This is a genomic window from Colwellia sp. MB3u-55, from assembly GCF_014076785.1.
In the GTDB taxonomy this organism is placed as follows: Bacteria; Pseudomonadota; Gammaproteobacteria; order Enterobacterales; family Alteromonadaceae; genus Colwellia_A.
Genome location: NZ_JACGUS010000122.1, coordinates 216,643 through 241,082, shown reverse-complemented (window position 1 = coordinate 241,082; position 24,440 = coordinate 216,643). Strand labels below are relative to the sequence as shown.

Annotated in this window: 26 protein-coding genes and 1 tRNA gene; 21 read left to right on the top strand and 6 right to left on the bottom strand. The window is 37.8% G+C overall.

Translation table 11 applies throughout. From position 1 onward, the window contains the following. Positions 1-96 precede the first annotated feature (96 nt). The 5 genes from pstB to H4J66_RS17270 all read left to right on the top strand — a co-directional run bounded on the left by pstB (position 97) and on the right by H4J66_RS17270 (position 4,074). Positions 97-918, top strand: coding sequence for a phosphate ABC transporter ATP-binding protein PstB (gene pstB / locus H4J66_RS17290; RefSeq protein ID WP_182176186.1), 822 nt, complete (start codon positions 97-99; stop codon positions 916-918). A 49-nt stretch (positions 919-967) separates the two neighbouring features. Further along, the gene (phoU, locus tag H4J66_RS17285) at positions 968-1,669 is read left to right on the top strand and encodes a phosphate signaling complex protein PhoU (protein WP_182176185.1); all 702 of its coding nucleotides are present in this window, start codon (positions 968-970) and stop codon (positions 1,667-1,669) included. Positions 1,670-1,858: 189 nt separating this feature from the next. Further along, positions 1,859-2,539 carry a TIGR00153 family protein gene (locus H4J66_RS17280; protein ID WP_146799161.1) on the top strand — a complete coding sequence of 227 codons (681 nt, stop codon included), beginning with the start codon at positions 1,859-1,861 and terminating at the stop codon, positions 2,537-2,539. A 9-nt stretch (positions 2,540-2,548) separates the two neighbouring features. Beyond that, positions 2,549-3,814, top strand: a complete 1,266-nt coding sequence (locus tag H4J66_RS17275; RefSeq protein WP_182176184.1) for an inorganic phosphate transporter — start codon at positions 2,549-2,551, stop codon at positions 3,812-3,814. Positions 3,815-3,998: 184 nt separating this feature from the next. Beyond that, a tRNA-Phe gene (locus H4J66_RS17270) sits at positions 3,999-4,074 on the top strand. 165 nt (positions 4,075-4,239) lie between these two features. On the opposite strand, the gene H4J66_RS17265 is transcribed toward H4J66_RS17270, so the two are convergent. The 3 genes from H4J66_RS17265 to tal form a co-directional block, all read right to left on the bottom strand. Further along, positions 4,240-4,386, bottom strand: coding sequence for a hypothetical protein (locus H4J66_RS17265; RefSeq protein WP_182176183.1), 147 nt, complete (start codon positions 4,384-4,386; stop codon positions 4,240-4,242). Between the two features lie 187 nt (positions 4,387-4,573). Next, positions 4,574-4,747, bottom strand: a complete 174-nt coding sequence (locus H4J66_RS17260; RefSeq protein ID WP_083277925.1) for a DUF3545 family protein — start codon at positions 4,745-4,747, stop codon at positions 4,574-4,576. Positions 4,748-4,895: 148 nt separating this feature from the next. Beyond that, positions 4,896-5,849 (bottom strand): transaldolase, encoded by a 954-nt coding sequence (gene tal / locus H4J66_RS17255; RefSeq protein WP_182176182.1) that lies wholly within the window; start codon positions 5,847-5,849, stop codon positions 4,896-4,898. A gap of 247 nt (positions 5,850-6,096) precedes the next feature. Between tal and yaaA the strand changes: the two genes are divergently transcribed. From yaaA to H4J66_RS17240, 3 genes are all read left to right on the top strand, one after another. After that, positions 6,097-6,873: a peroxide stress protein YaaA gene (yaaA, locus tag H4J66_RS17250; RefSeq protein ID WP_182176181.1), complete on the top strand. Its 777-nt coding sequence runs from the start codon at positions 6,097-6,099 to the stop codon at positions 6,871-6,873. Between the two features lie 106 nt (positions 6,874-6,979). After that, positions 6,980-7,498 carry a TIGR03546 family protein gene (locus H4J66_RS17245; protein ID WP_182176180.1) on the top strand — a complete coding sequence of 173 codons (519 nt, stop codon included), beginning with the start codon at positions 6,980-6,982 and terminating at the stop codon, positions 7,496-7,498. Further along, positions 7,498-9,294 (top strand): TIGR03545 family protein, encoded by a 1,797-nt coding sequence (locus H4J66_RS17240; RefSeq protein WP_182176179.1) that lies wholly within the window; start codon positions 7,498-7,500, stop codon positions 9,292-9,294. The genes H4J66_RS17245 and H4J66_RS17240 overlap by 1 nt, the downstream gene beginning before the upstream one ends. A 178-nt stretch (positions 9,295-9,472) precedes the next feature. Here H4J66_RS17240 and flgN read toward each other — a convergent pair whose 3' ends face one another. From flgN to flgA, 3 genes are all read right to left on the bottom strand, one after another. Further along, positions 9,473-9,901, bottom strand: coding sequence for a flagellar export chaperone FlgN (gene flgN / locus H4J66_RS17235; protein ID WP_182176178.1), 429 nt, complete (start codon positions 9,899-9,901; stop codon positions 9,473-9,475). A gap of 37 nt (positions 9,902-9,938) precedes the next feature. Next, positions 9,939-10,253, bottom strand: a complete 315-nt coding sequence (gene flgM, locus H4J66_RS17230; protein ID WP_070374658.1) for a flagellar biosynthesis anti-sigma factor FlgM — start codon at positions 10,251-10,253, stop codon at positions 9,939-9,941. A 74-nt stretch (positions 10,254-10,327) separates the two neighbouring features. After that, positions 10,328-11,020, bottom strand: coding sequence for a flagellar basal body P-ring formation chaperone FlgA (gene flgA / locus H4J66_RS17225; RefSeq protein ID WP_182176177.1), 693 nt, complete (start codon positions 11,018-11,020; stop codon positions 10,328-10,330). Between the two features lie 184 nt (positions 11,021-11,204). Here flgA and H4J66_RS17220 point away from each other — a divergent pair, with 184 nt between their 5' ends. The 13 genes from H4J66_RS17220 (at position 11,205) to flgL (ending at position 24,356) form a co-directional block, all read left to right on the top strand. Then, entirely contained in the window at positions 11,205-12,152 is a 948-nt protein-coding gene (locus tag H4J66_RS17220; RefSeq protein ID WP_182176176.1) for a chemotaxis protein, read from the top strand. A 65-nt stretch (positions 12,153-12,217) separates the two neighbouring features. Beyond that, entirely contained in the window at positions 12,218-13,051 is an 834-nt protein-coding gene (locus tag H4J66_RS17215; RefSeq protein WP_182176175.1) for a protein-glutamate O-methyltransferase CheR, read from the top strand. Between the two features lie 69 nt (positions 13,052-13,120). Continuing rightward, positions 13,121-13,522, top strand: coding sequence for a flagellar basal body rod protein FlgB (flgB, locus tag H4J66_RS17210; protein ID WP_182176174.1), 402 nt, complete (start codon positions 13,121-13,123; stop codon positions 13,520-13,522). 2 nt (positions 13,523-13,524) lie between these two features. Further along, positions 13,525-13,944, top strand: a complete 420-nt coding sequence (flgC, locus tag H4J66_RS17205) for a flagellar basal body rod protein FlgC (protein ID WP_070374653.1) — start codon at positions 13,525-13,527, stop codon at positions 13,942-13,944. Between the two features lie 21 nt (positions 13,945-13,965). Then, positions 13,966-14,652: a flagellar hook assembly protein FlgD gene (locus tag H4J66_RS17200; RefSeq protein ID WP_182176173.1), complete on the top strand. Its 687-nt coding sequence runs from the start codon at positions 13,966-13,968 to the stop codon at positions 14,650-14,652. Between the two features lie 112 nt (positions 14,653-14,764). Continuing rightward, positions 14,765-16,180 carry a flagellar hook protein FlgE gene (gene flgE, locus H4J66_RS17195; RefSeq protein ID WP_182176172.1) on the top strand — a complete coding sequence of 472 codons (1,416 nt, stop codon included), beginning with the start codon at positions 14,765-14,767 and terminating at the stop codon, positions 16,178-16,180. A 327-nt stretch (positions 16,181-16,507) separates the two neighbouring features. Then, a complete protein-coding gene (gene flgF, locus H4J66_RS17190) occupies positions 16,508-17,251 on the top strand; it encodes a flagellar basal-body rod protein FlgF (RefSeq protein ID WP_146799142.1) in 744 nt (247 codons plus the stop codon). 28 nt (positions 17,252-17,279) lie between these two features. Next, positions 17,280-18,068, top strand: coding sequence for a flagellar basal-body rod protein FlgG (gene flgG / locus H4J66_RS17185; protein WP_070374649.1), 789 nt, complete (start codon positions 17,280-17,282; stop codon positions 18,066-18,068). Positions 18,069-18,084: 16 nt separating this feature from the next. Next, positions 18,085-18,768, top strand: coding sequence for a flagellar basal body L-ring protein FlgH (gene flgH, locus H4J66_RS17180; RefSeq protein ID WP_070374648.1), 684 nt, complete (start codon positions 18,085-18,087; stop codon positions 18,766-18,768). Positions 18,769-18,803: 35 nt separating this feature from the next. Beyond that, a complete protein-coding gene (locus H4J66_RS17175; protein WP_404842767.1) occupies positions 18,804-19,928 on the top strand; it encodes a flagellar basal body P-ring protein FlgI in 1,125 nt (374 codons plus the stop codon). A 15-nt stretch (positions 19,929-19,943) separates the two neighbouring features. After that, positions 19,944-21,059 carry a flagellar assembly peptidoglycan hydrolase FlgJ gene (flgJ, locus tag H4J66_RS17170; protein WP_182176171.1) on the top strand — a complete coding sequence of 372 codons (1,116 nt, stop codon included), beginning with the start codon at positions 19,944-19,946 and terminating at the stop codon, positions 21,057-21,059. Positions 21,060-21,113: 54 nt separating this feature from the next. Next, positions 21,114-23,144 (top strand): flagellar hook-associated protein FlgK, encoded by a 2,031-nt coding sequence (flgK, locus tag H4J66_RS17165; protein WP_182176170.1) that lies wholly within the window; start codon positions 21,114-21,116, stop codon positions 23,142-23,144. A 9-nt stretch (positions 23,145-23,153) separates the two neighbouring features. Next, complete coding sequence (gene flgL, locus H4J66_RS17160; RefSeq protein ID WP_182176169.1) at positions 23,154-24,356, top strand: flagellar hook-associated protein FlgL; 1,203 nt, start codon at positions 23,154-23,156, stop codon at positions 24,354-24,356. Positions 24,357-24,440: the final 84 nt, after the last annotated feature.

Genomic DNA, 24,440 nt, shown 5'->3' with positions numbered 1-24,440 from the left:
TTTTAGTTAAATATACTGAAATAAGAATGACCTAAAATATAAAGTAAAAAAGTTTTAACAGTCACGAACAAAATTTAAGCATTGAAAGAGAAAACTATGATTTCAGTCATCCCAAGAACACTAGATCCAAAAGTTAAACTTGATCTTAACAATTTATCGCCAGAACAAGTGGCGTTAGAAATTAAAAATTTGAACTTATATTATGGTGATAAACAAGCACTTCAAAATATCAGCATGTCTATTCCTAAAGGACAAGTTACCGCGTTTATTGGTCCCAGTGGTTGTGGTAAATCTACGTTGTTACGTTGTATTAACCGTATGAATGATTTGGTTGATATATGTAAGATTGAAGGTGAAATTAATCTTCATGGCGAAAATATTTATGGAAAACATGTTGATGTTGCAGCGCTGCGTCGTCAAGTAGGTATGGTTTTTCAACGACCTAATCCATTTCCTAAAAGCATTTATGAAAATGTTGTCTATGGTTTACGTATTATGGGCGAAAATAATCGCCGTGTATTAGATGAAGCTGCAGAAGTTGCGCTGCGAAGTGCAGCATTGTGGAATGAAGTAAAAGACCGTTTGCACGATAGTGCACTGGGACTTTCTGGCGGTCAACAACAACGTTTAGTGATTGCTCGCGCTATTGCGATTAAGCCAGAAGTTTTATTACTTGATGAGCCTACATCGGCACTTGACCCTATTTCAACGTTGACGATTGAAGAATTGATTAATGACTTAAAAAAGCAGTTTACTGTGGTCATCGTTACTCATAATATGCAACAAGCCGCTCGTGTTTCAGATCAAACAGCATTTATGTACATGGGTGACTTAATTGAATACAGCGATACTAATACGCTGTTTACTACGCCAACAAAAAAGAAAACTGAAGATTATATTACTGGCCGTTACGGTTAATAGAGACGATTAATATTCTACTTTTATTATAGAATAACAAGGAAAAACAATGGATAACATCAATCTTGGTCGTCATATATCAGGCCAATTTAACGAAGATTTAGAAAACGTCATCAACCATGTCATGCATATGGGTGGTTTGGTTGAAAAACAATTAAGCGATTCACTCACGGCTGTTTATGATGCGGATGAAGTCTTGGCAAAAAATGTCTTAGCGAACGATTATAAAATTAATGCCCTAGAAGTCAGTATTGACGATGAATGTACACGCATCATAGCTAAGCGTCAGCCAGCTGCTGGCGATTTACGTTTAATTATGGCTATTGTAAAAACAATTGCTGATTTAGAGCGTATCGGCGACGAAGCACAGAAAATTGCTCGGGTAGCACTCGAAAACTTCTCTGGAGAGCAAAAAGCGCTATTACTTAATTTAGATAATTTAGGTCGTAAGGTTTTAGAATTTTTACAAGCAACTCTTGATGCTTTTACACGTATGGATGTCGACTCAGCTGTTTTAACTCATGGCAATGACGAGAAGATTGATCGTGAATACGAGGCGCTAATGCGCCAATTAATGACTTACATGATGGAAGACCCGCGTTCTATCCCACAAATAATGAGTGTTATCTGGTCAGCTCGTGCTTTAGAACGTATTGGTGACCGTTGTCAAAATATTTGCGAATACATTATCTATTTTGTCAAAGGAAAAGATGTTCGCCACACAACAGCGGAAGATATTAAATCTTTGTAAATTTGAAAAAAGCCGCTACGTTTAAATAACTTTCTATATACCTGTTATGTTTCGACAAATCATAGCTATATCTAGTTAAAAGCACAGGAATTGTCAGGTGATCGTGATAAAACGCTTGAAGATCGTGTTAAATGGGTTAATATCCGCGACGAATAATAACAAAGAGCAATTTGGCTCTGGGAATAAATTATGGCTAGAAATTCAATACTAGGTGTCTTTGCAAAATCACCTATTAAACCATTAGAAAAACACATTCGATTGGTCACTAAGTGTTGTAATCAACTAACTCCTTTCTTTGCTGCTTGTGCTGAACAAGATTGGTCAAAAGCAGGGAAACTTCGCAGTAAAATCTCAAAATATGAACGCGACGCAGACAAATTAAAACGCGAAATACGCCTTGAACTTCCGGGTGGCTTATTTATGCCTGTTGATCGTGCTGATTTGTTAGAGTTACTTTCACAACAAGACAAAATTGCTAATAAAGCAAAAGATATTGCCGGACGTATTTTAGGACGCAAACTGATAATACCAGAAACACTACAAGATTCTTTTGTGGCGTATGTTGCTCGAAATATTGAAGCCGCAGAAAAAGCAGCTGACGCGATTAATGAATTAGACGACTTATTAGAAACAGGTTTTCGTGGTCGAGAAGTCGCATTGGTTGAGAAGATGATTAACCAATTAGATGAAATAGAAGATGATACAGACGGCATGCAAATTAAATTGCGTAGCGACTTATTGGCGATTGAGAATGACTTAAATCCTATTGATGTAATGTTTTTATATCAAATTATTGAATGGATAGGTGATTTAGCCGATTTAGCCGAACGTGTTGGTGCTCGTTTAGAAATTTTACTGGCTAGAAAATAAGGCTTATTCATGGATATATTATTAACACATGGCCCTATGTTGGTCATTATTGCCGGCGTTGTTGGTTTCTTTATGGCGTGGGGCATTGGTGCAAACGATGTGGCTAACGCAATGGGTACATCAGTTGGCTCTAAAGCGCTAACGATTAAACAAGCTATTATCATCGCGATGATTTTTGAATTTGCTGGTGCATATTTAGCGGGTGGTGAAGTTACTTCAACTATTCGTAAGGGTATTATTGATGCTTCTTACTTTGTTGATAGTCCGGAATTACTTGTTTTTGGTATGATTTCAGCATTATTTGCTGCTGCTACTTGGTTACTTATTGCTTCTATTTTAGGTTGGCCAGTATCTACAACACACTCAATTGTTGGCGCCATTGTTGGTTTTGCTGCCGTTGGTGTTAGTGTTGATGCTGTTGAATGGGCTAAGGTTATCGGTATAGTAGGTAGCTGGATAATTACGCCACTTATCTCAGGTATTATTGCATTTATTATTTTTAACAGTGCACAAAAATTAATTTTTGATACAGATAATCCATTAACTCAAGCTAAACGTTGGGTACCTTTTTACATGTTTTTAGCGGGCTTCGTACTTGCTTTAGTCACTATTAAGAAAGGTTTGAAGCATTTAGGCTTAGACATCGGCTCTGTTGAGGGTTATGTCTATGCAATTATTGCCGCAGTTATTGTCGCTATTATAGGTAAAATATTCATAAACCGTTTAGAATTTGATGAAAGTGCTGCGAAGAAAACACATTATGCCAACGTAGAAAAAGTATTTGCGGTATTAATGATCGTTACTGCCTGTGCAATGGCATTTGCTCATGGTTCAAATGATGTTGCTAATGCGATTGGTCCACTAGCTGCGGTAGTAAGTATTGTTGGTAATGACGGTCAAATTGCAGCTAAGTCAGCTATCGCATGGTGGATTTTACCACTAGGTGGTTTTGGTATTGTTGCTGGTCTTGCATTATTTGGTCACAGAGTTATTGCAACCATAGGTAATGGCATTACACATTTAACGCCAAGCCGTGGTTTTGCCGCTGAACTAGCAGCAGCATGTACAGTTGTTATCGCTTCAGGTACAGGTTTACCTATCTCAACCACACAAACATTAGTCGGTGCTGTGTTAGGTGTAGGTATGGCTCGTGGTATTGCCGCAATTAACTTAACGGTTGTGCGTAATATTGTTGTCTCTTGGGTTGTTACCTTACCGGTTGGTGCAGGTTTATCTATCATTTTCTTCTGGGGAATGGTGGCAATCTTCACCTAGGCACGCTTAGAAATTTTACTTTTAAAAAACCAACATTGATGTTGGTTTTTTTATTTAAACTCCTGAATTTGTAAACTTTCAGTGGTAACCACTATATAATTAAAAAGTGATTAGGTAATGCTTGCCTGAACCACTATTACCCTATACTATAGCGCCACTTTGATATTCTTTAGAATTTCAAACTGCCTTGATAGCTCAGTCGGTAGAGCAGAGGATTGAAAATCCTCGTGTCCCTGGTTCGATTCCGGGTCAAGGCACCATATTTCTCTTTATTGAGACGAAAAAGCCCATAAGCAATTGTGGGCTTTTTTTTGTTCTAATAGAAAAATTATTTTCAATTAAATGATTATCACCTCACTAAATTCAAGTTTTATATCAAACTATTTTTAATAGACATTATGTTATAAATATTGCCCTTGATATTACTAGAACTTAATAATGATGAGTACAAAACAAGCGGATGAATCATTAGGTATTTTTTTCGCTTCATAGAGTGAAAAAAGAGCAGGGCGAATACCTGGTAATATCCCTATTTGGATGGGAATATTAGCTGAGTTAACTAAGTTTGGCATTTTTTTTAGCCTATTTTATTACCTTGATTTTAGTGCCGGTTAACTACTTGCTTGTTGAACAGATAAAGGCGTTTTTTGGTGTTAAACCTACGGGGTATGTTCTGGAGCAAGTTTAGCTTTTACATTTATGGTATTTCAAGCAATAAAAAACCCAGTTAAAAACTGGGTTTTTTCATTTGAAATAAAACTAGAAATCTTCCAGCATAAATTCTAACGAGTCTTCGTAGGCTTTTAGCTCTTTTTCTAATTGGAATCTTTCTTTTATAAGTTCTATTTCACGCCATTTTCTTTTCTTATTAGTGCTTTCTGAGGACTTAGGTCTTTTACCAAACGAGCCCATTACTTGTTCAAGTTTATCCATAGAACACTCCTTTTTATTTAACAGCACCTTTTTAATAACACATTCAAGATGATAAGCAAATAATTAAAGCAATAAACTCCGATAATACTTGGTGATAAAGTAACTGTTTTTAGGTTTTATTTTAAACTAACCGTATGAAAAATAGCTATTAAAGTAACTCAGCAAGCTGTTTTTCTAATTTTATCTGGTCAAGGGTAAAATTTCTGATCCCTTCAGCAAGCTTTTCTGTGGCCATAGCATCTTCATTCATTGCCCAACGATAACTACTTTCTGATAATTTTTCTTGAGCGGCTAATTTAGGTTGCTCACTAAATAATTTTTGCTCAAGCGGGTCACTACACTTCGATAATTCGTCTAACAGGTTTGGACTTATCGTTAAACGATCACATCCGGCAAGTTGACGTATCTCATCTATGTTTCTAAAGCTTGCTCCCATCACCACCGTTTTATAACCTTTACCTTTGTAATAGTTATAAATGCTAGTTACCGAGATCACACCAGGGTCTTCATCCGCTGCGTATTCACTTTTACCGCTATCCTTTTTGTACCAATCTAAGATCCGGCCAACAAAAGGTGAGATTAAATAAACCCCTGATTCGGCACAAGCTTGTGCTTGAGCAAAACTAAACAATAAAGTTAGGTTACAGTTAATACCAACCTTTTCTAGTTGCTCTGCCGCTTTAATACCTTCCCAAGTTGATGCCAGTTTAATAAGGATACGATCGTTATTAATGCCTGCTTCTTTATACATCGCCATAAGCTTATGCGCTTTGGCAATTGAAGCTTGAGTATCAAAAGATAAACGTGAATCTACTTCTGTTGAAATACGACCTGGTACTGTTTTTAAAATTTCTAAGCCAATTAATACTGATAGTTTATCAGCGGCATCAATAACTTGTTGTTCTGTATTTGATGACTGTGCCTTTGCCCATGTTACCGCTTCGGTAAGTAAATGTTGATAACCTTCAAGTGATGCTGCTTTTAATAATAGCGATGGGTTTGTGGTTGCATCTTGTGGTTGAAAATTTGCGATTGCTTCAATATCACCGGTGTCAGCAACTACTGTAGTCATTTTTTTTAATTGAGAAAGCTGGTTAGTCATGTCCTTTACCTTTTTACGAAAAACTTAAAATTGGAGAATTATTACAACATAAATGGCTGAAAAAGTGATAAACCTTTGATGTAATGCCTAATATGACTATATTTGTAACAAATTTTCAATATATAGCAAGTATGTTCGACATTTTTTTAACTATGACGGTAATTGGCTTATCATTTATCTTCATGTTTAGCGGATTTATTGTATTATATGGGTTATATATTTTGATATTGTATTAAACGGGACCGTTATGCTACTTGTTGTTTCTCCAGCTAAAAACTTAGACTTTGAGTCACCATTACCCACTAATAAATTTTCTCAACCTGAGCTTTTAGCGCACAGTAAAGATTTAATTGACCATTGCCAAAAATTAACACCTGCAGAGATATCAACCTTAATGGGCATTAGTGATAAACTTGCTGGGTTAAACGCTGCTCGATTTGGTGAATGGTCAATGCCTTTTACTGTTGATAATGCTCGCCCAGCGGTATTAGCGTTTAATGGTGATGTTTATACCGGATTAGACGCCAAAACATTTAATGAAGATGATTTTGATTTCGCACAAAAACACATGAGAATTTTGTCAGGATTATACGGTTTACTCAAACCTCTTGATTTAATGCAAGCCTACCGCTTAGAAATGGGCTCAAGGTTAGCGAATGATCGTGGCAGCAACTTGTATCAGTTTTGGGGAGACATTATTACTGACCATGTCAATGAAGCATTGGCCCAGCAGGGTGATAAAGTGTTAATTAACCTTGCCTCTAATGAATATTTTAAATCAGTAAATAAAAAAAAGCTTCAAGGTGAAATAATTACTCCAGCATTTAAAGATTGGAAAAATGGTCAATTTAAAATGATCAGTTTCTTTGCCAAAAAAGCACGAGGTTTAATGGCACGTTATATTATTGAACATCGCTTAACAGAGGTTGAACAACTTAAATCCTTTGATGTTGCTGGCTATCAATATAGTGAAGAAATGAGTCAAGGTAATGATTTTGTTTATACCCGTAAAGAAACGCAATAGTAGCGCTAATGTATAAGCCTGCTTTAGTTTATTTACTTAGTTATACTTAACCCACTAAGCTTTAAGTGGTAAATAGATAGTAAGAGAACACAAAAAAGGAAAAGGAATGCTTACATTACTCGCTAAACTGTTCAATGCACTGAACTCAGAAAGCTCTACTCGGCAAATATCATTGGCCATAGCGTTAGGTTTTATCGTTGGACTATCGCCACTGCTTACCTTGCATAATATTGCTTTTATATTCGTGGTTTTATTTTTAAGAGTCAATATCGGTGGTTTTATAGTCGCTTGGGGATTCTTTAAAGGGTTAAGTTATTTGTTATCATCATTGATCGTTACTGTTGGTGAGTCATTACTAACAGCAAAGTCATTACACCCTTTATTTGATGCTTTATATCAGTCTTCGTTATTTAAAATAGGCCACCTCCACCATACTTATACGTTGGGTGCTTTGGTGCTTGGCTGTTTATTAGCAGTGCCGTTATATTATCTGAGTAACTTTTTAATTGAAAAGTATCGACTACATATTAAAGCCTTCTTTGAGAAGTTCCGTATTGTTAAGGCATTAAAAGCATCAAAGTTCTACTGTATTTATAGCCACGTTTCTGGCCAAGGAGAGTTGTAATGAGTCGTTTTATTCGTTGGAAAGGGCTAGTCGGTTTTTTTGTGGTTATGGGATTATTGATCGCTTTTATTTATTTATTTGCTGACGCTTTAGTTAAGAAAGGTATAGAAAAATCAGGTGAATGGTATTTAGGTGCTGAAGTTAATGTTAACGAAGTTGAAATTAACTATTTACCCTTAACACTGAGTATTGAAGGTTTCCAAGCAACCGATCCTGAAAAACCTAGCCATAATTTGGTGAGTTTTTCACAAGCCTCTGCCGGTGTTGATGTTTGGCAATATTTATTTGGTAAGTTATATATTAGCGAGTTAAATGTTGCTGAGTTAAGAATCAATCAGCCTAGGCAGTCGGTCGGTGAAGTCTATAGACTTGGTGACGATACTGAAAATGGCAGTGACGGCTTAGGTGATTCAATGTTGCCTAAACTTGATGTTAGCCTACCTAAAGCTGAAGATTTACTTAATAATAGTGATTTGCTAACAGTCAAGCGTGGCAAAGCTTTAGAGCAAAGTTATCAAATCGAAAAGATAAAGCTGCAAGCTGCTTATGAAACACTCCCAACTAAAGACGCGTTAGCAGACTATAAAAAGCAAGTAGAGCAACTTGCTAATATTAAGATAGAAAGTTTAGCCGATCTTGAAAAGCTTAATAAAAATTTTACCGTGCTAAAAACAAAGTTTGAAGCTGACCAAGCGGTCATGAAAAAAGCAAAGCAGCAAGTTAGCGCTTCAAAAACATTATTAAGTGAACAAACTAAAGCTTTAAAAGATGCGCCAAGCGCCGATTGGAAAAACATTGAGAGCAAGTACCAACTTGATAGTGTCGATGGTGCTGATTTTGCTCACTTGTTGTTTGGTGAGCAAGCAAGAGAATACTTTGGCTATGCTGATACCGTTTATCGAAATATAGCACCGTTAATTAAATCTTCAAAAGTTGATAAAGAAGCACCAGTAGCTAGCGATCAAGGTCGTTATGTGCAGTTTAATGATGAAAAACCTTTGCCTGATGTACTTATTGAACAAGCAAATTTTTCTTTAATATTGCCACAAGGTGAATTTGCAATTAGCGGCAAAGAATTGACGCATCAGCACTGGGTACGAGGTAATAATAGTGTTATTAACGTTAAAAGCGACAACGTACAGGGCTTGGGGAAATTAACCTTAGGGTTAGCTTTCTCACTAGATAAGCAAGATGTTTTAGTAGGTAAGGGGCAGTGGCAACTTGTCGACGTCAACTTAAAAGATGTTTCACTACAAAAATCAAGTGCTTTTACTTTAGATCTTAACAGTGGCTTATTATCAGGTAAGGGGGCTTTTTCATTCATCGATGACCAAATTGACAGTGAAAATAAACTTAACCTGGCTAACACTCAATATAGTGGTGCTGGCACTTCGAAGTTAAGTACACTCTTTATTGACACAGTTCAGTCTCTTAAGTCGTTGGCATTAACCATAACTGCAAAAGGTAAAATAACGGCTCCGACGTTATCTATATCATCGCCACTTGATAACCAATTAAAAGATTCAATGGTGCAGCAGGTATCAACTAAATTAACAAGCTTCAAATCTGACATTAAAGCAGGGTTAAGCACTAAGCTTACTCAAGCTTTAGGGGTAAGTAATAAGGAAGCTGAGTCTCTAATGGATGTTGAAGCACTCATCGGAGATAGTGATAAAGCATTAGATGAGCTGATTAACTCAGATATCGTCGCAGCGAAAAAGAAAGAGTTTGAAGATAAACAAAAAGATAAGCTCAAAGATAAAGCAAAAGAAAAACTAGGGAAACTATTTGGTTAGGCTTGCTTAGCTTACTCATCATTAATGACAAGTTTACGCTCAGCTATCGTAGTTGCCAAAGGGGAGATGAGCGGCCAAGCTAAACTAGTTTAATAAAGTCGTTTTAGTTTTTTCTGTAAAAAAGCCTCAGCTTATTATTAAGTTGAGGCTTTTTTTGTTAATTAGCGTGTTGTTTTTACTAAGCTTTAATGCCTAAACTGCTAAGGCCACCACTTTTCTTTCCCTTACTATTGTAGGTCATTGATGAGCGGTTATGATTCTCAAGCAAGGAGTTTTTCATGCGTTCAGCGGCAAGTGAAGATTGCTGTATGATTTGACCGTTAACCTGATTTTTGTCTTTACAACGCAGTAAAATAGCTTCAATTTCAGCAATCTCTTGCTGATGAATACCTGATTTAACTTCGTTTTTCAAAATAATATTTTGAGCGTTTTGTTCATCAAGTTGCTGTATGGCTTTTAGCAAAGCCTCTTTTTGCTCGGTAACGGCAGTTAATGCTTGTGGGCTTTGTTTTTGTAAGACTTCTTTTTCAACGCTGAGCAGCTCATCAAGCTGCTGTAGGTTATGTAACTGTTGAGCAATTAATTGCTCTGCTGCTAACGCTGTCATCAGGTGTAACTCCTGTGATTAGGTTAACAGTAAACTGTTAGCCTAGTTTAAATTCGAAATTTGCTATACTGGCAGCAAGCTTTTCAGGATCAACTTTATACTCACCATTTGCAATGGCTTTTTTGAGTTGATCGATTTTTTTCTGATCAACGGCTGGTGCGTCATTCGCTTTCTTTTGTAACTCATTTAACTGTTGAGCTTGTGGTGTTAAAGAGACTGAATCTTTACCTACAGATCTTCCTTGTTCACTACTTGCTGCATTTTGTGTGGCTTGCTGTTTGACTTGTACTTGTTGATCAAGCTTTTGCTTTACTTGACTGTTATTTGACAAGTTATTGATATTTATAGCCATAATACTATCCTATAGATAACGGGTTGATATTCACTATCTTGTTATCGGCAAGCAGCCTAATAACTTAACCATTATTATAAATTAATTATCACTTCGTTGATAGCCGATACTCGCCCTGTTACCGTTCTACCACTGCCTTCATTTTCAACCGCTATTTGCTCGCCAAGCCCCCCGTCTTCAAGGGCTATGCCGGAGGTCTTTATTGTCAACGTATTCGATTGCGCAATAAGCGTGACATGGCTGCCTTTGCAAACAAAACAAATATTTTTTTTAGTTAGAATGACACCCGCCCTCAACTTTCTTTTAGCTCGGGTACCAATAACGATTCTGGTATCATCTAAGCTCTCACCACGAATTCTATATTTATCGCGATATTCAATGGTGACATTTGAACTATCAACTCTACTGCCCTTACTAATGATACTTTTTGCAACAACTACCGGTATGACCACTTGAATTTTTGCAGGAATATAAAGATACCAAGACGATGGGTCGTCGCAATTTATTTTAACATTTACGTTTCTACCATTATGATTTTCAGGTATATTTGCGATTAAAGGTGTTAAACAAGGTTGAATAATAATTCTGGGATCTAAAGTAGAGACTGAAACGTTTATCTTTCCTTGCTTTGGCAATGGTGTATTATTTTTTATAAATTGTGTAACAAAATCTTGAATTTGCTGTCTGTCCATCGTTTGGGCAAAGGCTATATTTGAAAAAAACGCTGAGATTAGCGAAAGAATGATAAATATCTTGAATATGCTCATAAATTTGTCAACTATTTGCTAGGGAAATTAAAATACTCGTCTATGCTTAATTTATGTATTAGTGTAACAATAATTAGAAGCAGACGAATACGCACTAAACGTCAAAAAATTGAACGTTCAACATATATCTATAAGCACAATCAAGAAGTGTGCCTTTTTGTGAATTAAGTAAAATGAGGTTTGTATGGCAGGAATTTTAGACTCAGTAAATCAACGCACTCAGTTGGTTGGACAGAATAGACTTGAATTATTACTTTTTCGTTTAGTCGGACCGCAACGTTTTGGTATTAATGTTTTTAAAGTACGTGAAGTTATGCCTTGTCCGCGCTTAACCTTACTGCCAGGACAAGACGCTTTTATTAAAGGTGTTGCCCATATTCGTGGCCAAACCATTTCAGTGATCGATTTGAGCAAATCGACAGGTGGCCCAGAAATAGTGCCAGATGAAAATTCTTTTGTCATTATTGCAGAATACAATCGCAGTGTGCAGGGCTTTTTAGTAGGCGGTGTTGAGAGAATCGTCACGTTAAGCTGGAAAGATATTATGCCTCCTCCAGAAGGCGCTGGTAAATCGAGCTATTTGACCGCTGTTACAGAAATAGACAAAAAAATGGTCTCTATTTTAGATGTAGAGAAAATTTTAAATGAAATTAATCCTATTTCAACAGATTTAAGTGAAGATGTTGTTGATGCGAGTGTTGGAGTGAGTCTTGGCGAGCGAGTCATTATGATCGCGGATGATTCAACCGTAGCTAGAAATCAAGTGAGAAGAGCTTTAGAACCTTTAGGCTTAACAATGTTGTTAGCTAAAAATGGCCAAGACGCTTTAGATCAATTACTCGCTATAGAAGCCGAGTGTCATTCATCCATTACTGAAAAAGTCGCTTTACTTATCTCTGACATAGAAATGCCTGAAATGGATGGTTACACCTTAACCGCTGAGATTAAAAATAATGACCGATTGAAAGCTATGCCGGTTATTTTACATACTTCGCTAAGCGGAGTTTTTAATAATGCTATGGTTGCTAAAGTAGGTGCAGAAGATTTTATTCCAAAGTTTCATCCTGATGAATTAGCCATAGCAGTAAAAAAATGGTTAAAGAAAGATGAACTAGAAAATAATGCTAATTAACCCATTGTTTTTAGCGTATTCTATCGTTAATAAATGATAATAATAATTTAAGGCGGAATATAGAAGTGTCAATCCGACAGCTTGATGATAGCAGTTATCATCAGTTTAGAGTCTTCCTAGAGAAACAATGTGGCATTGTCTTAGGTGAAAATAAACAATACCTAGTGAAAAGCCGTTTAGCCCCTTTAATGGCAAAATTTGATGTTACCACATTAGGTGATTTAGTCACTCGTACTCTCAGTCCAATTGAAAGGCAGTTACGTGCCGCGGTTATCGACGCTATGACGACTAATGAAACCTTATGGTTTCGTGATGAGTACCCCTTTGAACTATTGAAAAAACGCTTACTTCCTGAGTTTAAAAATAAAAGAACGCCTTTGAAAATTTGGTCAGCAGCAAGTTCTTCAGGTCAAGAACCTTATTCTATTGCGATGGCAGTTCAAGAATTTAAGCAAAGTAATCCTGCTGCATTTTCGGGAGGTGTTCAAATTATTGGCACTGATATCTCCAATACTATGCTTGAGCATTGTAAGTATGGCCATTATGACAATTTAGCGTTGTCACGAGGTTTATCAGCCGAACGTAAAAGAATGTTTTTTGAAAATGGCGATAAAGGTATGTCGAAAATCAAAGACTCGATTAAGAAAATGGTTAGCTTTAGGCAACTAAATCTCCTAAATAGTTATAGTTTAATGGGTAAGTTTGATATTGTTTTTTGCCGTAACGTACTGATTTACTTTGCACCAGAAATTAAAAAGCAAATAATATCTCAAATTGAAGGCGTGCTAAACCCTAACGGCTATCTCTTTCTTGGCGCCTCAGAATCCTTGACGGGTTTAAACCAAAACTTTGATATGGTTCGCTGTAATCCCGGTATCATTTACCAGAAAAAGACTTAATATACTCCACTCAAATCCCCGTTGGCATAGAAATTGTATAGTTATCTTCATTGATTTGGAGGTAACACTATGGCTATCACTTTTGAAAAAGCACTGGGCATTCACCCACAAACACTTGCTGTTCGTTCTAAACGTGCAGAAGTTATTGCTAGTAATATTGCTAATGCAGATACACCCGGCTATAAAGCCAAGGGCATGGACTTTAAGTCTGCCTTAGCGCAAGCCTCTCAAAAGCAACAATCAGGTATGTCACGAACCCACGAAAAGCATTTTGATGTTCGCATTGCAACCAATAATGGTGTGCAATTTAGAACACCCGATCAACCAGATACTGGCGATGGTAATACAGTAGATGCACAAGTGGAACGAAACTTGTATCTAGAAAACTCAATGCAGTATCAAGCCAGTATTCAATTTCTTACTGGCAGGATTCAAGGCTTGAAAAAAGCCATCACCGGAGCAGGGCAATAATTATGAGCCTATTTAACGTATTTACTATATCTGGCACGGGTATGAGCGCTCAATCTGTTCGCTTAAATACCACCGCAAGTAACATTGCTAATGCTGATAGCGTTAGCAGTAGTGTTGATGCAACCTATCGAGCACGGCATCCGGTTTTTGCCGCAGAGATGCAAAAAGCTGCCGCAGGACAAGATGACTCAGGCGTAGGTGTCAAAGTTTTAGGCATTGTTGAAAGCGATCAGCCTTTAAATATTCAGCACTCTCCGGGACACCCAATGGCAGATAAAGATGGTTTCATTTATAAACCCAATGTAAACGTGATTGAAGAAATGACCAATATGATTTCAGCATCACGTTCATATCAAACAAATGTTCAATTGGCTGAATCAGCAAAAAATATGCTGAATAAAACCTTACAGCTTGGCAAGTAACAATTAAAGGTGGGATAAAATATGGAAACAGTAAGCGGAAGTAAACCTTTAGATGGCATGCGCTGGCAAAAGGAAGATGTTACAAAGACGGATAATGGCAATGGTATGTTAACGCAAGAAGATTTCTTTGCGTTACTGACCAAAGAGCTTTCTCATCAAGATCCAACTAAGCCCGTTGAAAATAATGAAATGATTTCGCAAATGACCGCGTTTTCAACGACTGACGGTGTGGCAACACTAAATGAACAATTTACCTCATTTGCTGCATCCATGTCATCGAGTCAAGCATTACAGGCCTCCTCGTTAGTGGGTCGCAGCGTTTTAGTTGATGATAATGTTTTTGGTATGGCTGAAGGTGAAGCCGTTAAAGGCAAAATGGTCACGGATAAAGCGGCAAGTAATGTAAATATTTATGTTGAAAACACCGCTGGAGAACTTATTCAAACAGTCCCTGTTGGCAGTGTGGCTGCAGGTGAGTTTACCTTTAATTGGGACGGCAAGATGACAAATGGCGAGTCCGCTCCACAAGGTGCTTATCGTTTTAGAATTGCAGGATTAGTGGAAGGTGAAGCATCAGAATTACAAGCGATGACCTATCGTAAAGTTGATAGTGTGACGTTAGCCGGTGCAGGTGGAAATATTTTATTAAATCTTAATGGTGGCAGTTCCATGGCACTAGCAGATGTGGTGGAAGTATCAGAAGGTTAAATTAATAGTTTTTCGAACTAAATAAATTTAAGCCACTGTTATTTCAATGAAGAGTGAATACTCGAAAATTAGAAATAATTAAGATAAACAGTTTTTTATATGAGGTGCAATTATGTCATTTAATATAGCGTTGAGCGGATTAAACGCTGCTCAAAAAGATTTGGATGTTACATCAAATAACATCGCTAACGTTAATACCACCGGCTTTAAAGAGTCGCGTGCGGAATTTGTTGATGTGTATGCGGCATCATTACTTGCTTCGGGTAAAACAAAAGTGGGTGACGGTGTTTTGACGGCAGATGTCGCTCAGCAGTTTCAGCAAGGTAGTATTCAGTTTACTAATAACGCGTTAGATTTAGCCGTTACGGGTAATGGTTTTTATGCAACAGTACCTGAACTTGACTCTTTGGAAACGTCATATACCCGGGCAGGTCAGTTTAAATTAAACGACAGTAATTTTGTTGTTAACTCTGCGGGTGAGCATTTATTAGGTTTCCCAGTTAACCCTGACGGCACCTCTGCGTCAGTAAGTTTAAGTACAGCGGAGCCTATTCGTATCCCTACTGCCTCTGGTGCTCCTCAGAAAACCAGTGAAGTAGATGTAAGAATGAACTTACCTGCTGGTGGTGATTGGATTAGTAGTGCGCCAGGTAACTTTGATCCCGAGGATCCGTTGACTTTTAACCATTCAACTTCGGTGACTATTTTTGATTCATTAGGTGATAGTCATATAATGACTTATTACTTTATTAAAGATAACCCTTCGACTAATGCTAATCAGTGGATGATGTTTGCTGGCGTTGATGGTATACCCGTAGACTTGGCTGATCCAGGTGGACAGACAGATCCAAATCCAACAGAACCCCCTGGAACACCAATATTAAATCCACAAGGTGGTGGTAATTCAGGTCCATTATCAGCAGGTGGCGGTGTTACTGGTATGCGTATGTACTTTGATTCTTCAGGTGATTTCGTTGCACAATTACCTATGCCAGGTGACGGTGGTGCTGTTACAGTTCCACTTGGAGCAACGATATTATCAAATGGTGCTGATCCAACTCAAACTGTGAAAATTAATTTCAATCTAGACCCTCTTGGCCCTAATCCAAATGAACCTACGCAGTTTGCTTCAAACTTTGAAGTGACTTCGCTTGAGCAAGATGGCTTAGCGGTTGGTCGATTAACGGGTATAGATATTGGTAGTGATGGTTTAATTCGAGCGACATACAGTAATGGTACTTCAGAACCATTATCACGAATTGCTTTAGTAAACTTTGCGAATGAACAGGGCTTAACACAAATCGGTAATACTTCATGGAAAGAAAGTATTAGTTCTGGTGAAGCATTGGCTGGTGAGGCGGGTTCAGGTACTTTTGGTACTATTAATTCATCGGCATTAGAGCAATCAAACGTTAACTTAACCACAGAATTAATCGACTTAATTTCAGCACAGCGAAATTTTCAGGCTAACTCTCGAGCACTAGAAGTTGATAACCAGCTAAACCAAACTATTTTACAGATTCGATAAATAAATTTTTAAAATAATGTCGTCTATGATAAATAAAAGAGATAAAACGTAAAATGTTTTATCTCTTTTTATATTCAGGGTGAACGGTATAGATTTAGAGCGAAACATAGCCATTCTTAGGCATCCATGATTTCATCGCATTAATACTTTTTTACATGTCAATGCCCGAGCAGCGGACAGTCTTTAACTACTTGTCTTTTAAAACGTTAGTAGTCTCCTTTTTGTTGATGATAAAATGATTACTTTTTCATCTTCCTTTTCTTGTCATATTTCTTCTGGCACTGTTATTGCATTTCTCATTGTAAGATACAATTTTAGAGATCTGTTATGGACAAAATGCTTTATATCGCAATGAGCGGTGCGAAACAAAATATGCATTCGCTTGCCGTTAATGCTAACAACCTTGCTAACGCTAAGACTACGGGTTTTAAAGCCGATTTAGCACAGGCGCGTTCAATGCAAGCTTTTGGCGAAGGCTTGCCTTCTCGTGTGTTTGCCATGACAGAAAATGCCAGCCAAAACTTTGACAGTGGTTCTTTGATGCAAACTTCTCGAGATTTAGATCTTGCCATTCAAGGGCCGGGTTGGTTTGCTGTTCAAGCTGAAAATGGTACTGAAGGTTATACACGTGATGGCCAATTTAGACTCAACGAAGAAGGTGCTTTAGAAACCTCTAAAGGTGAGCTTGTCTTAGGAGATACTGGCCCGATATTTATACCTCTACCAGTCAATAATATTCATATCAGTAAAGATGGCACCATCATGGTTCAGCCTGAAGGAGCACCTAGTTCTCTTCAAGAAGAAGTGGGTCGTCTAAAAATGGTTAACCCGAGGGTGCAAGAGTTAGCAAAAGGTGCTGATGGCTTGTTTCGTCGAAAAGATGGACTAAATGAGAATGCTGACGTCAATGTCAAAGTCGAAAACGGCATGCTTGAAGCAAGTAACGTAAACCCTATTGGGGAGATGACCGCGATGATTTCTTTGCAACGTCAGTTTGAAATGCAATTAAAACTCATGAAAACAGCCGAAGAAGTTGATGCAAGTTCAGCATCTTTATTACGTGCTTTCTAATTTAAATAAATAATTTTTGAGGTGATTTATGAACCCAGCATTATGGATAAGTAAAACAGGGTTAGATGCGCAAACAAAAGATATTGCGGTAATTTCTAATAATTTAGCTAACGCCAGTACTATAGGTTTTAAGAAAAGTCGTGCCGTATTTGAAGATTTACTCTATCAAACGATTAATCAGCCAGGTGGTCGCTCTGCACAAGATACAGAGATGCCTTCAGGCTTAATGCTTGGCGCGGGTACAAAAGTGGTGGCTACGCAAAAAATTCATACCCAAGGTGATATGCAAACTACCGATAACGCTTTAGATCTAATGATCCAAGGTGAAGGTTTTTTTGAAGTGCAACTCCCTGACGGTACATCGTCATATTCAAGAAATGGTCAATTTACCATGGATGAAGAGGGCAATATGGTTACACCGGGCGCGGGTTATTTAATTCAACCACAAATAACTATTCCGCCTGATGCGTTGAGTATTATTGTTTCTCAAGATGGTGAAGTCTCTGTAACTCTTCAGGGGCAACCTGATCCTGCTGTTATCGGTCAAATTAATACAGTTAACTTTGTTAACCCGACCGGTTTGCAGCCAATAGGGCAAAATTTATACATTCAAACAGCGGTTAGTGGTGCTCCACAAGAAGGGGTTCCAGGTTTAGAAGGTTTTGGCATGATAGTGCAAGGCGCGCTAGAAACCTCGAATGTAAATACCACCGAAGAACTTGTTAACTTGATTGAAAGTCAACGGGTATATGAAATGAACTCAAAAGTAATTTCAGCAGTTGATGAAATGCTTAGTTATATTAATCAGCAGTTATAGCGTTAAGGAATCTCTTATGAAAATTCACTTAGTCTTAGTTATCTTCTTTTTATCAATAACGGGTTGTGCCAGTGTTGAACAGGCCAAAACGTTACCTGACGATCCTGACTTTGCGCCGATTTTACCCGAAATGGAAGAAGCCTCTATTATCCCGACGGGTTCACTGTTTAGAGCTAACTACGTTAATAATATTTATTCTGACTCAAAAGCTCATCGTGTTGGTGACATTATTTCAGTGACGTTAAGTGAAAGTACACAAGCACAGAAAAATGCTAAAACAGAGTTGAGTAAAGAAAATAGTGCCAGTTTAGATCCTATTATTGGTTTAGGCGGCGCTGCAGTAAACTTTAAAAATAATGCCATTCAATTTGGCTATAACCAAGGCTCTGACTTTAGTGGTGATTCAAAGTCTAACCAAGGTAATAGCTTAAACGGTCATATTTCTGTACATGTTTTGCGTGTTTTGCCCAATGGCAATTTGATGATCCGTGGTGAAAAATGGATGACTTTAAATAACGGTGACGAATTTATTCGCTTAACCGGTGTTATTCGCGCACAAGATATTAGCTCTAGTAACACCATTGTTTCTGGTAAAATCGCTAATGCGCGCATTGAATATGCAGGTACTGGGACTTTTGCTGATGTACAAGAACAAGGTTGGTTATCAAGTTTCTTTACGAGCTCTTGGTGGCCCCTTTAGGGTTAATTGAACATAAACTTTCAATAGGTATTATTATGAACACTTTTTTCAGAAGTATGAAAGTTACTATCTTGGTGCTAACATTTTTGTTTAGTTCGATGAGCTCTGCACAGCGAATTAAAGATTTAGCCGATGTTGCTGGTGTCCGAAGTAATCAATTGATAGGTTATGGTTTAGTGGTGGGTTTACCTGGAACAGGCGAACAAAGTCCATTTACCGAGCAAAGTTTCAAAACCATGTTAAGTAATTTTGGTATTACTATGCCGGCTAATTTAAAACCAAAAATTAAAAATGTTGCTGCGGTTGCAGTTCATGCTGAGTTACCCGCATTTACTAAACCTGGCCAAAAAATTGATATTACAGTTTCTTCAATGGGCAGTGCGCAAAGCTTACGTGGTGGAACATTAATACAAACTATTCTCATGGGTATTGATGGTAATGCTTATGCCGTTGCTCAAGGCAGTTTAGTCGTTAGCGGTTTAGGTGCTGAAGGTTTAGATGGCTCAAAAGTTATTGTTAATACACCAACCGTAGGCCGTATTGCTAATGGTGCTATGGTTGAACGTGAAGTTATTTCACCATTTACTTCTGGCGATTATATTACCTTTAATCTTAGAGATTCTGATTTCAGTAGTGCGAGAAGTTTAGAGCGAGTCATTAATAGCGAGTTTGCTAACATTAACGACCCCGCCACTTTTATTGCTCGCGCTATTGATGCAACCTCTATTCAAGTTAATGCACCGAGAGATGCGAGCCAACGAGTCAGCTTTTTGGCTGCCTTAGAAAATTTAGAATTCGAACCTTCACGTCCGGCGGCGAAAGTTATTGTTAACTCCCGTACCGGTACTATCGTGATCGGTTCTGATGTGCGCTTATTGCCTGCGGCTATTACTCATGGTGGTATTACGGTAACGATTAATGAAACACGAGATGTGTCACAGCCTAATGCTTTTGCTGATGGCAATACGGCGGTAACGAATCAATCTATTGTTAACGTTAATAAAGATGATAACCGGATGTTTGTTTTTAATCCGGGGGTAAGTTTAGACACACTCGTTCGAGCGATTAATGAAATTGGTGCCGGCCCTGGTGATGTTATGGCAATTCTTGAAGCACTATCACAAGCGGGCGCATTACGAGGAGAATTGATCATTATTTAATGATCAATAAAGCTTATGATTACACCGACTCAATCTTCACTAACTTCATTGGCACCGCAAGCATCTGTGACCGCTAATTCTCAGAATTTTTTAGACATCAATGGCTTGAATTCTATTCGCCAACAGTCTAAAGAAACTGATAAAGGCTCAAAAGATGCGGCTTTACAAACAGCGGCTAAGCAGTTTGAAGCGATTTTCATGCAAATGTTGATGAAAAGTATGCGTAAAGCACAAGACGTTTTAGAGTCAGATAGTCCCTTTAATTCAGAAAGTACAAAATTTTATCGTGATATGCATGACCAACAAATGTCATTAGAATTATCAAATAACGGCTCTTTAGGTTTATCAGACTTAATCGTTCGCCAGCTAGGTGGTGACACTGAAAGTTTTACCCCGCAGTCATTTTTACAAAGTGATAATCGCTTCAGTAAAAGCAACGGCTTACTCAGCGAAGATAATAATAAAGGCAAGTCAATTGTCGACACAGGGATCCTTATTTCGGCCGAGGATCGTCAAACTAATGACTCAGGTGATCGTTCAACTAATAATCGACAAGCATTATTTGATATGCCACAACGAGCGCCTTCTTCGTCTAACACGGCAAATTCGTTAGATAACAAACCGTCGGTTTATGAAATGCTTGCCATGCAAGAGCCTCAGTATCAGCAACCTAAAGACTTTGTTATGGCATTAACCGAAGATGCTAAACGCGTTGAAGAAAAGTTAAATATTCCCTTTGAAGTTGTTATAGCTCAAGCCGCATTAGAAACTGGCTGGGGACAAAAAATCATCAAAACAGAAAGTGGTCAAAGCTCTAATAACTTGTTTAACATTAAAGCCGATAAACGCTGGGATGGCGACAAAATTAATAAGGAAACCCTTGAATTTGAGCAAGGTGCTATGGTTAAAAAACGTGAACCCTTTCGCGTTTATGAAACCATTAGTGACAGCGTTAATGATTACATGCAGTTTCTCTCAAACAGCGAACGCTATAAAAATGCATTAGACAAAGCTGGCGATGTGGAACACTTCCTGCATAACCTACAGAGTGCTGGTTATGCGACGGATCCCAAATACGCAGAAAAAATTAAGGGAACACTACGAACCGTAACCAGTTTACTAAATAAGTAAATAAGCGCTCAGCATATAAATGCATTGAGTTTTGGTTAGGTTAGGAGTGAAGTCATGTCGGTTAACTTATATAACACAGGTGTTAGTGGTTTACTTGCCGCACAGCAGCAGCTGGCGACAACGGGTCATAATATTTCCAATGTTAATACCGAAGGTTATAACCGACAACGCGCAGAACAAAACTCCTCGGTTGGATTATACAGTGGGGGTAACTTTGTTGGTTCAGGCACTTATGTTCAAGACATTTCACGCATCTACAATCAATTTACTTATAAAGAGCAACTTAGTAATCAAAGTAATTTAGGTAATGCAGATACCTTGCATAAAGACTTAGATCAACTTAACGAAATTATGTCTTTTTCGGGTGCTGCAATTAATGGCTCAATCGAAAAGTTTTACCAAACAATGAATAGTATTGCTGATAACCCAAGTGATATAGGTCTACGTAGTATTGCGTTAAATCAAGCAGGTGTTTTAGCAAGTGACTTTAATACATTAAATGACAATATTGAACAATTAGAAAAATCAGCGAATGGTGAAATAGTACAAATGGCGAATGCTATTTCGAAAATTTCAGGTGAGTTGGCAAAAATTAATGAGCAAATATTACAAAGCCAAGATTTAACTTTGCATGGTCAACCAAATGATTTGCTTGATAAACGTGATCAACTGGTCGATGAACTTGGAGAGTATACTTCTGTTAATACAATCGTTGATGCCAATGGTGTTATGACAGTAATGATTGGTAATGGCGCGACTTTAGTTGCGGGAATAACACCTTTATCATTAAGTGTTGTTTCAGGAGATCCTGATTCTAAAGCTACAGAGCTTAGAATTGTTGGAGCTAATAGTTCAGTTGCGCTTAATGGTTCTGTTCTCGGAGGTTCGTTGGCAGCTAAATTTGAGCTTAGAGATGAGCATTTATCGCAACTAAGACGTGAAGTTGATCGAATGGCTATGGCTATTTCAGAGACTTTAAATCAATCACAATCCGGAGGCTTAGATTTAAATGCTCAACAGGGACTTAATATCTTTACCGATATAAATTCCACTGCTTTACAAGCCGGGCGTGTACTTTCACCTTCAACGAATGCTGGAAGTTTGTCTGCCAGTGTCAATATTACCGACATTTCTAAAATACCAACGGATGAATTCGAAGTTCGATTTGATGGTACAAATTACATCATGACAAATATGAATGATGGTAGTTTACAAAATCTTGGAGCACCAGGCTCTGGCACTTATACAACGTCAAATCCTGATTATGGTTTTGAATTTACAGAATTATCAGGAACACCTGCCATTGATGATAGTTACCTCATCAGACTGACAAAAAATAGTGCTTCATTAATGGCCGTAACGCTAAATGATGGTAAAAACATTGCCGCTAGTACCTCTGTAGGTGTGGCTGTTTCCGATAATAATGTCAGTGATGGTAAAATTAGTATTGTTAACGTTACCGATCCTGTTACCGCAAGAACATTCGCTGATACAACCAATAAGGGATTATTAGTTGATGTTTATGAAAGCTCTGCTGGTGTTTTTTCTTATCGTGTTTATGACGCTGACCCTTTATCTCCTCCACCAACTCCCCCATCAGTTGCTGGTGCAATTGCCTCGGGCACTTTTTTAGCGGGTAATAGTGCTGTTATTGGAATGCCTCCTTCTGCATCACCCGCTGCATTTCAAATTGAAATTACAGGTCAGCCAAAAGGTCAAGGTGCATTAGCACCAGAAGAATTTACCGTTGGCGATGCTTTTGGTTTAGGTAATGGAGCTAATGCCACTTTTATGGCGCTGACTCAAGAAAAGGGAGTCTTAAATTCTGGCCAAGAAACTTTCAGTCAAAGTTTAGCTATTTCAACATCTGATGTCGGAGCTAAAGCAAGTTCAGCTGAATTAGTGTCAGAAACTGCTGAAGCTTTACATACTCAAGCTTATAACAGAAACCAACAGATTTCTGGTGTAAACCTTGATGAAGAAGCAGCAAATTTGATGCGATTTCAACAAGCTTATCAAGCATCATCACGAATCATTTCAATTGCTAATACCATTTTCGATACCTTGCTACAAGCGTCTAGGTAGGAGTTATATATGCGTGTATCTACAGCTCAATTTTATTTTCAAAATACTCAGCAAATCACTAATAAATCGTCTGATGTAAATGAACAAATAGGATATATTTCAAGTGGAAAGCGAATTCTAACTGCAAAAGATGATGCGGTATATTTTGGTACATTAGCCGGTTATAAGGAAGGTTTACAGAATATTGAAAAGTATCAACGCAATATTACCCAAGCCGAAAATAGAAACAGCTCTCAAGAAGTATCTTTTCTTAATGCAGAAGGATTAATGCAAGAGCTTAAACAGCTTTTTATTCAAGCGAATAATGGCACGTTATCAGATAGCGACCTAAATGCTTTGGCTGAATTAGCGAGTAATAGTCAATCACAATTACTTAATATTGCCAATAGTAAAGATGAAACAGGTAGTTATATCTTTGCTGGTTTTCAAACTGATAAAGAACCCTTTGCTATGCAACCTGACAAAAGCGTTAATTACTTAGGTGATAGTGGCGTTCGAGAAGTTCAAATTTCTAGAAACGTGATGGTAGCAACAAATCAAGCGGGAGATGAGGCCTTTATGGATGTACCTAATTCAATAGGAGACTTTACTCCAAGTTATACGACGAACACTTCGGGTATCCATGTTTCACAAGCTGTAATCGCTACTCCTGGCCAGTATGACGACGTTAATAATCCTCCGGGTTACACCTTTACTTTTTCTTTGCCTAACGATTTAACTGTAACTGATGGCAATAATAATACGGTCTATCCTACTGCTCCGTATATAGCTGGGCAAGAAATTGCCTTTAACGGTGTTGAAGTTCAAATAAGCGGCAACCCATTGCCCAATGACCAATTTACCTTATCACCAGAAGAAAATATTAGTATTTTTGACACCATTAAAGCTGCTACTGATTGGATGAATCAAAGTGGGAGTACGAGTGAGACTCAACGTGCGGTTGATTATCAAGAGATATTATCACAATTAGATAATGCTCTTAATCATATGACATCACGTCAAGTTGATGCCGGTGTTCGACGGTCCCTTATTGAACAACAGAAAGAGCATCACCTTGATAACGAGCTTGTTTTATCAAAGGGAGAATCAAATATTGAAGATTTAGATTTTGCTAAAGCGATATCTACTTTTGAGCAATCTCAAGTAGCACTTCAGGCCGCTCAGCAAATGTTTGTGAAAATGAAGGACTTATCGTTATTTAATTACATTTAAAAGTGTTGGCATACAATATGCTTTATTATTGATGTGTCAAAAAATATACAGTACGGTTCTTAAAGATGTTGTTATCGGCAAAGA

Coding starts and splice junctions, on each gene's coding strand:
- pstB (WP_182176186.1), top strand. CDS start 97: ATGATTTCAGTCATCCCAAGAACACTAGATCCAAAAGTTAAACTTGAT.
- phoU (WP_182176185.1), top strand. CDS start 968: ATGGATAACATCAATCTTGGTCGTCATATATCAGGCCAATTTAACGAA.
- H4J66_RS17280 (WP_146799161.1), top strand. CDS start 1,859: ATGGCTAGAAATTCAATACTAGGTGTCTTTGCAAAATCACCTATTAAA.
- H4J66_RS17275 (WP_182176184.1), top strand. CDS start 2,549: ATGGATATATTATTAACACATGGCCCTATGTTGGTCATTATTGCCGGC.
- H4J66_RS17265 (WP_182176183.1), bottom strand. CDS start 4,386: ATGCCAAACTTAGTTAACTCAGCTAATATTCCCATCCAAATAGGGATA.
- H4J66_RS17260 (WP_083277925.1), bottom strand. CDS start 4,747: ATGGATAAACTTGAACAAGTAATGGGCTCGTTTGGTAAAAGACCTAAG.
- tal (WP_182176182.1), bottom strand. CDS start 5,849: ATGACTAACCAGCTTTCTCAATTAAAAAAAATGACTACAGTAGTTGCT.
- yaaA (WP_182176181.1), top strand. CDS start 6,097: ATGCTACTTGTTGTTTCTCCAGCTAAAAACTTAGACTTTGAGTCACCA.
- H4J66_RS17245 (WP_182176180.1), top strand. CDS start 6,980: ATGCTTACATTACTCGCTAAACTGTTCAATGCACTGAACTCAGAAAGC.
- H4J66_RS17240 (WP_182176179.1), top strand. CDS start 7,498: ATGAGTCGTTTTATTCGTTGGAAAGGGCTAGTCGGTTTTTTTGTGGTT.
- flgN (WP_182176178.1), bottom strand. CDS start 9,901: ATGACAGCGTTAGCAGCAGAGCAATTAATTGCTCAACAGTTACATAAC.
- flgM (WP_070374658.1), bottom strand. CDS start 10,253: ATGGCTATAAATATCAATAACTTGTCAAATAACAGTCAAGTAAAGCAA.
- flgA (WP_182176177.1), bottom strand. CDS start 11,020: ATGAGCATATTCAAGATATTTATCATTCTTTCGCTAATCTCAGCGTTT.
- H4J66_RS17220 (WP_182176176.1), top strand. CDS start 11,205: ATGGCAGGAATTTTAGACTCAGTAAATCAACGCACTCAGTTGGTTGGA.
- flgB (WP_182176174.1), top strand. CDS start 13,121: ATGGCTATCACTTTTGAAAAAGCACTGGGCATTCACCCACAAACACTT.
- flgC (WP_070374653.1), top strand. CDS start 13,525: ATGAGCCTATTTAACGTATTTACTATATCTGGCACGGGTATGAGCGCT.
- H4J66_RS17200 (WP_182176173.1), top strand. CDS start 13,966: ATGGAAACAGTAAGCGGAAGTAAACCTTTAGATGGCATGCGCTGGCAA.
- flgE (WP_182176172.1), top strand. CDS start 14,765: ATGTCATTTAATATAGCGTTGAGCGGATTAAACGCTGCTCAAAAAGAT.
- flgF (WP_146799142.1), top strand. CDS start 16,508: ATGGACAAAATGCTTTATATCGCAATGAGCGGTGCGAAACAAAATATG.
- flgG (WP_070374649.1), top strand. CDS start 17,280: ATGAACCCAGCATTATGGATAAGTAAAACAGGGTTAGATGCGCAAACA.
- flgH (WP_070374648.1), top strand. CDS start 18,085: ATGAAAATTCACTTAGTCTTAGTTATCTTCTTTTTATCAATAACGGGT.
- H4J66_RS17175 (WP_404842767.1), top strand. CDS start 18,804: ATGAACACTTTTTTCAGAAGTATGAAAGTTACTATCTTGGTGCTAACA.
- flgJ (WP_182176171.1), top strand. CDS start 19,944: ATGATTACACCGACTCAATCTTCACTAACTTCATTGGCACCGCAAGCA.
- flgK (WP_182176170.1), top strand. CDS start 21,114: ATGTCGGTTAACTTATATAACACAGGTGTTAGTGGTTTACTTGCCGCA.
- flgL (WP_182176169.1), top strand. CDS start 23,154: ATGCGTGTATCTACAGCTCAATTTTATTTTCAAAATACTCAGCAAATC.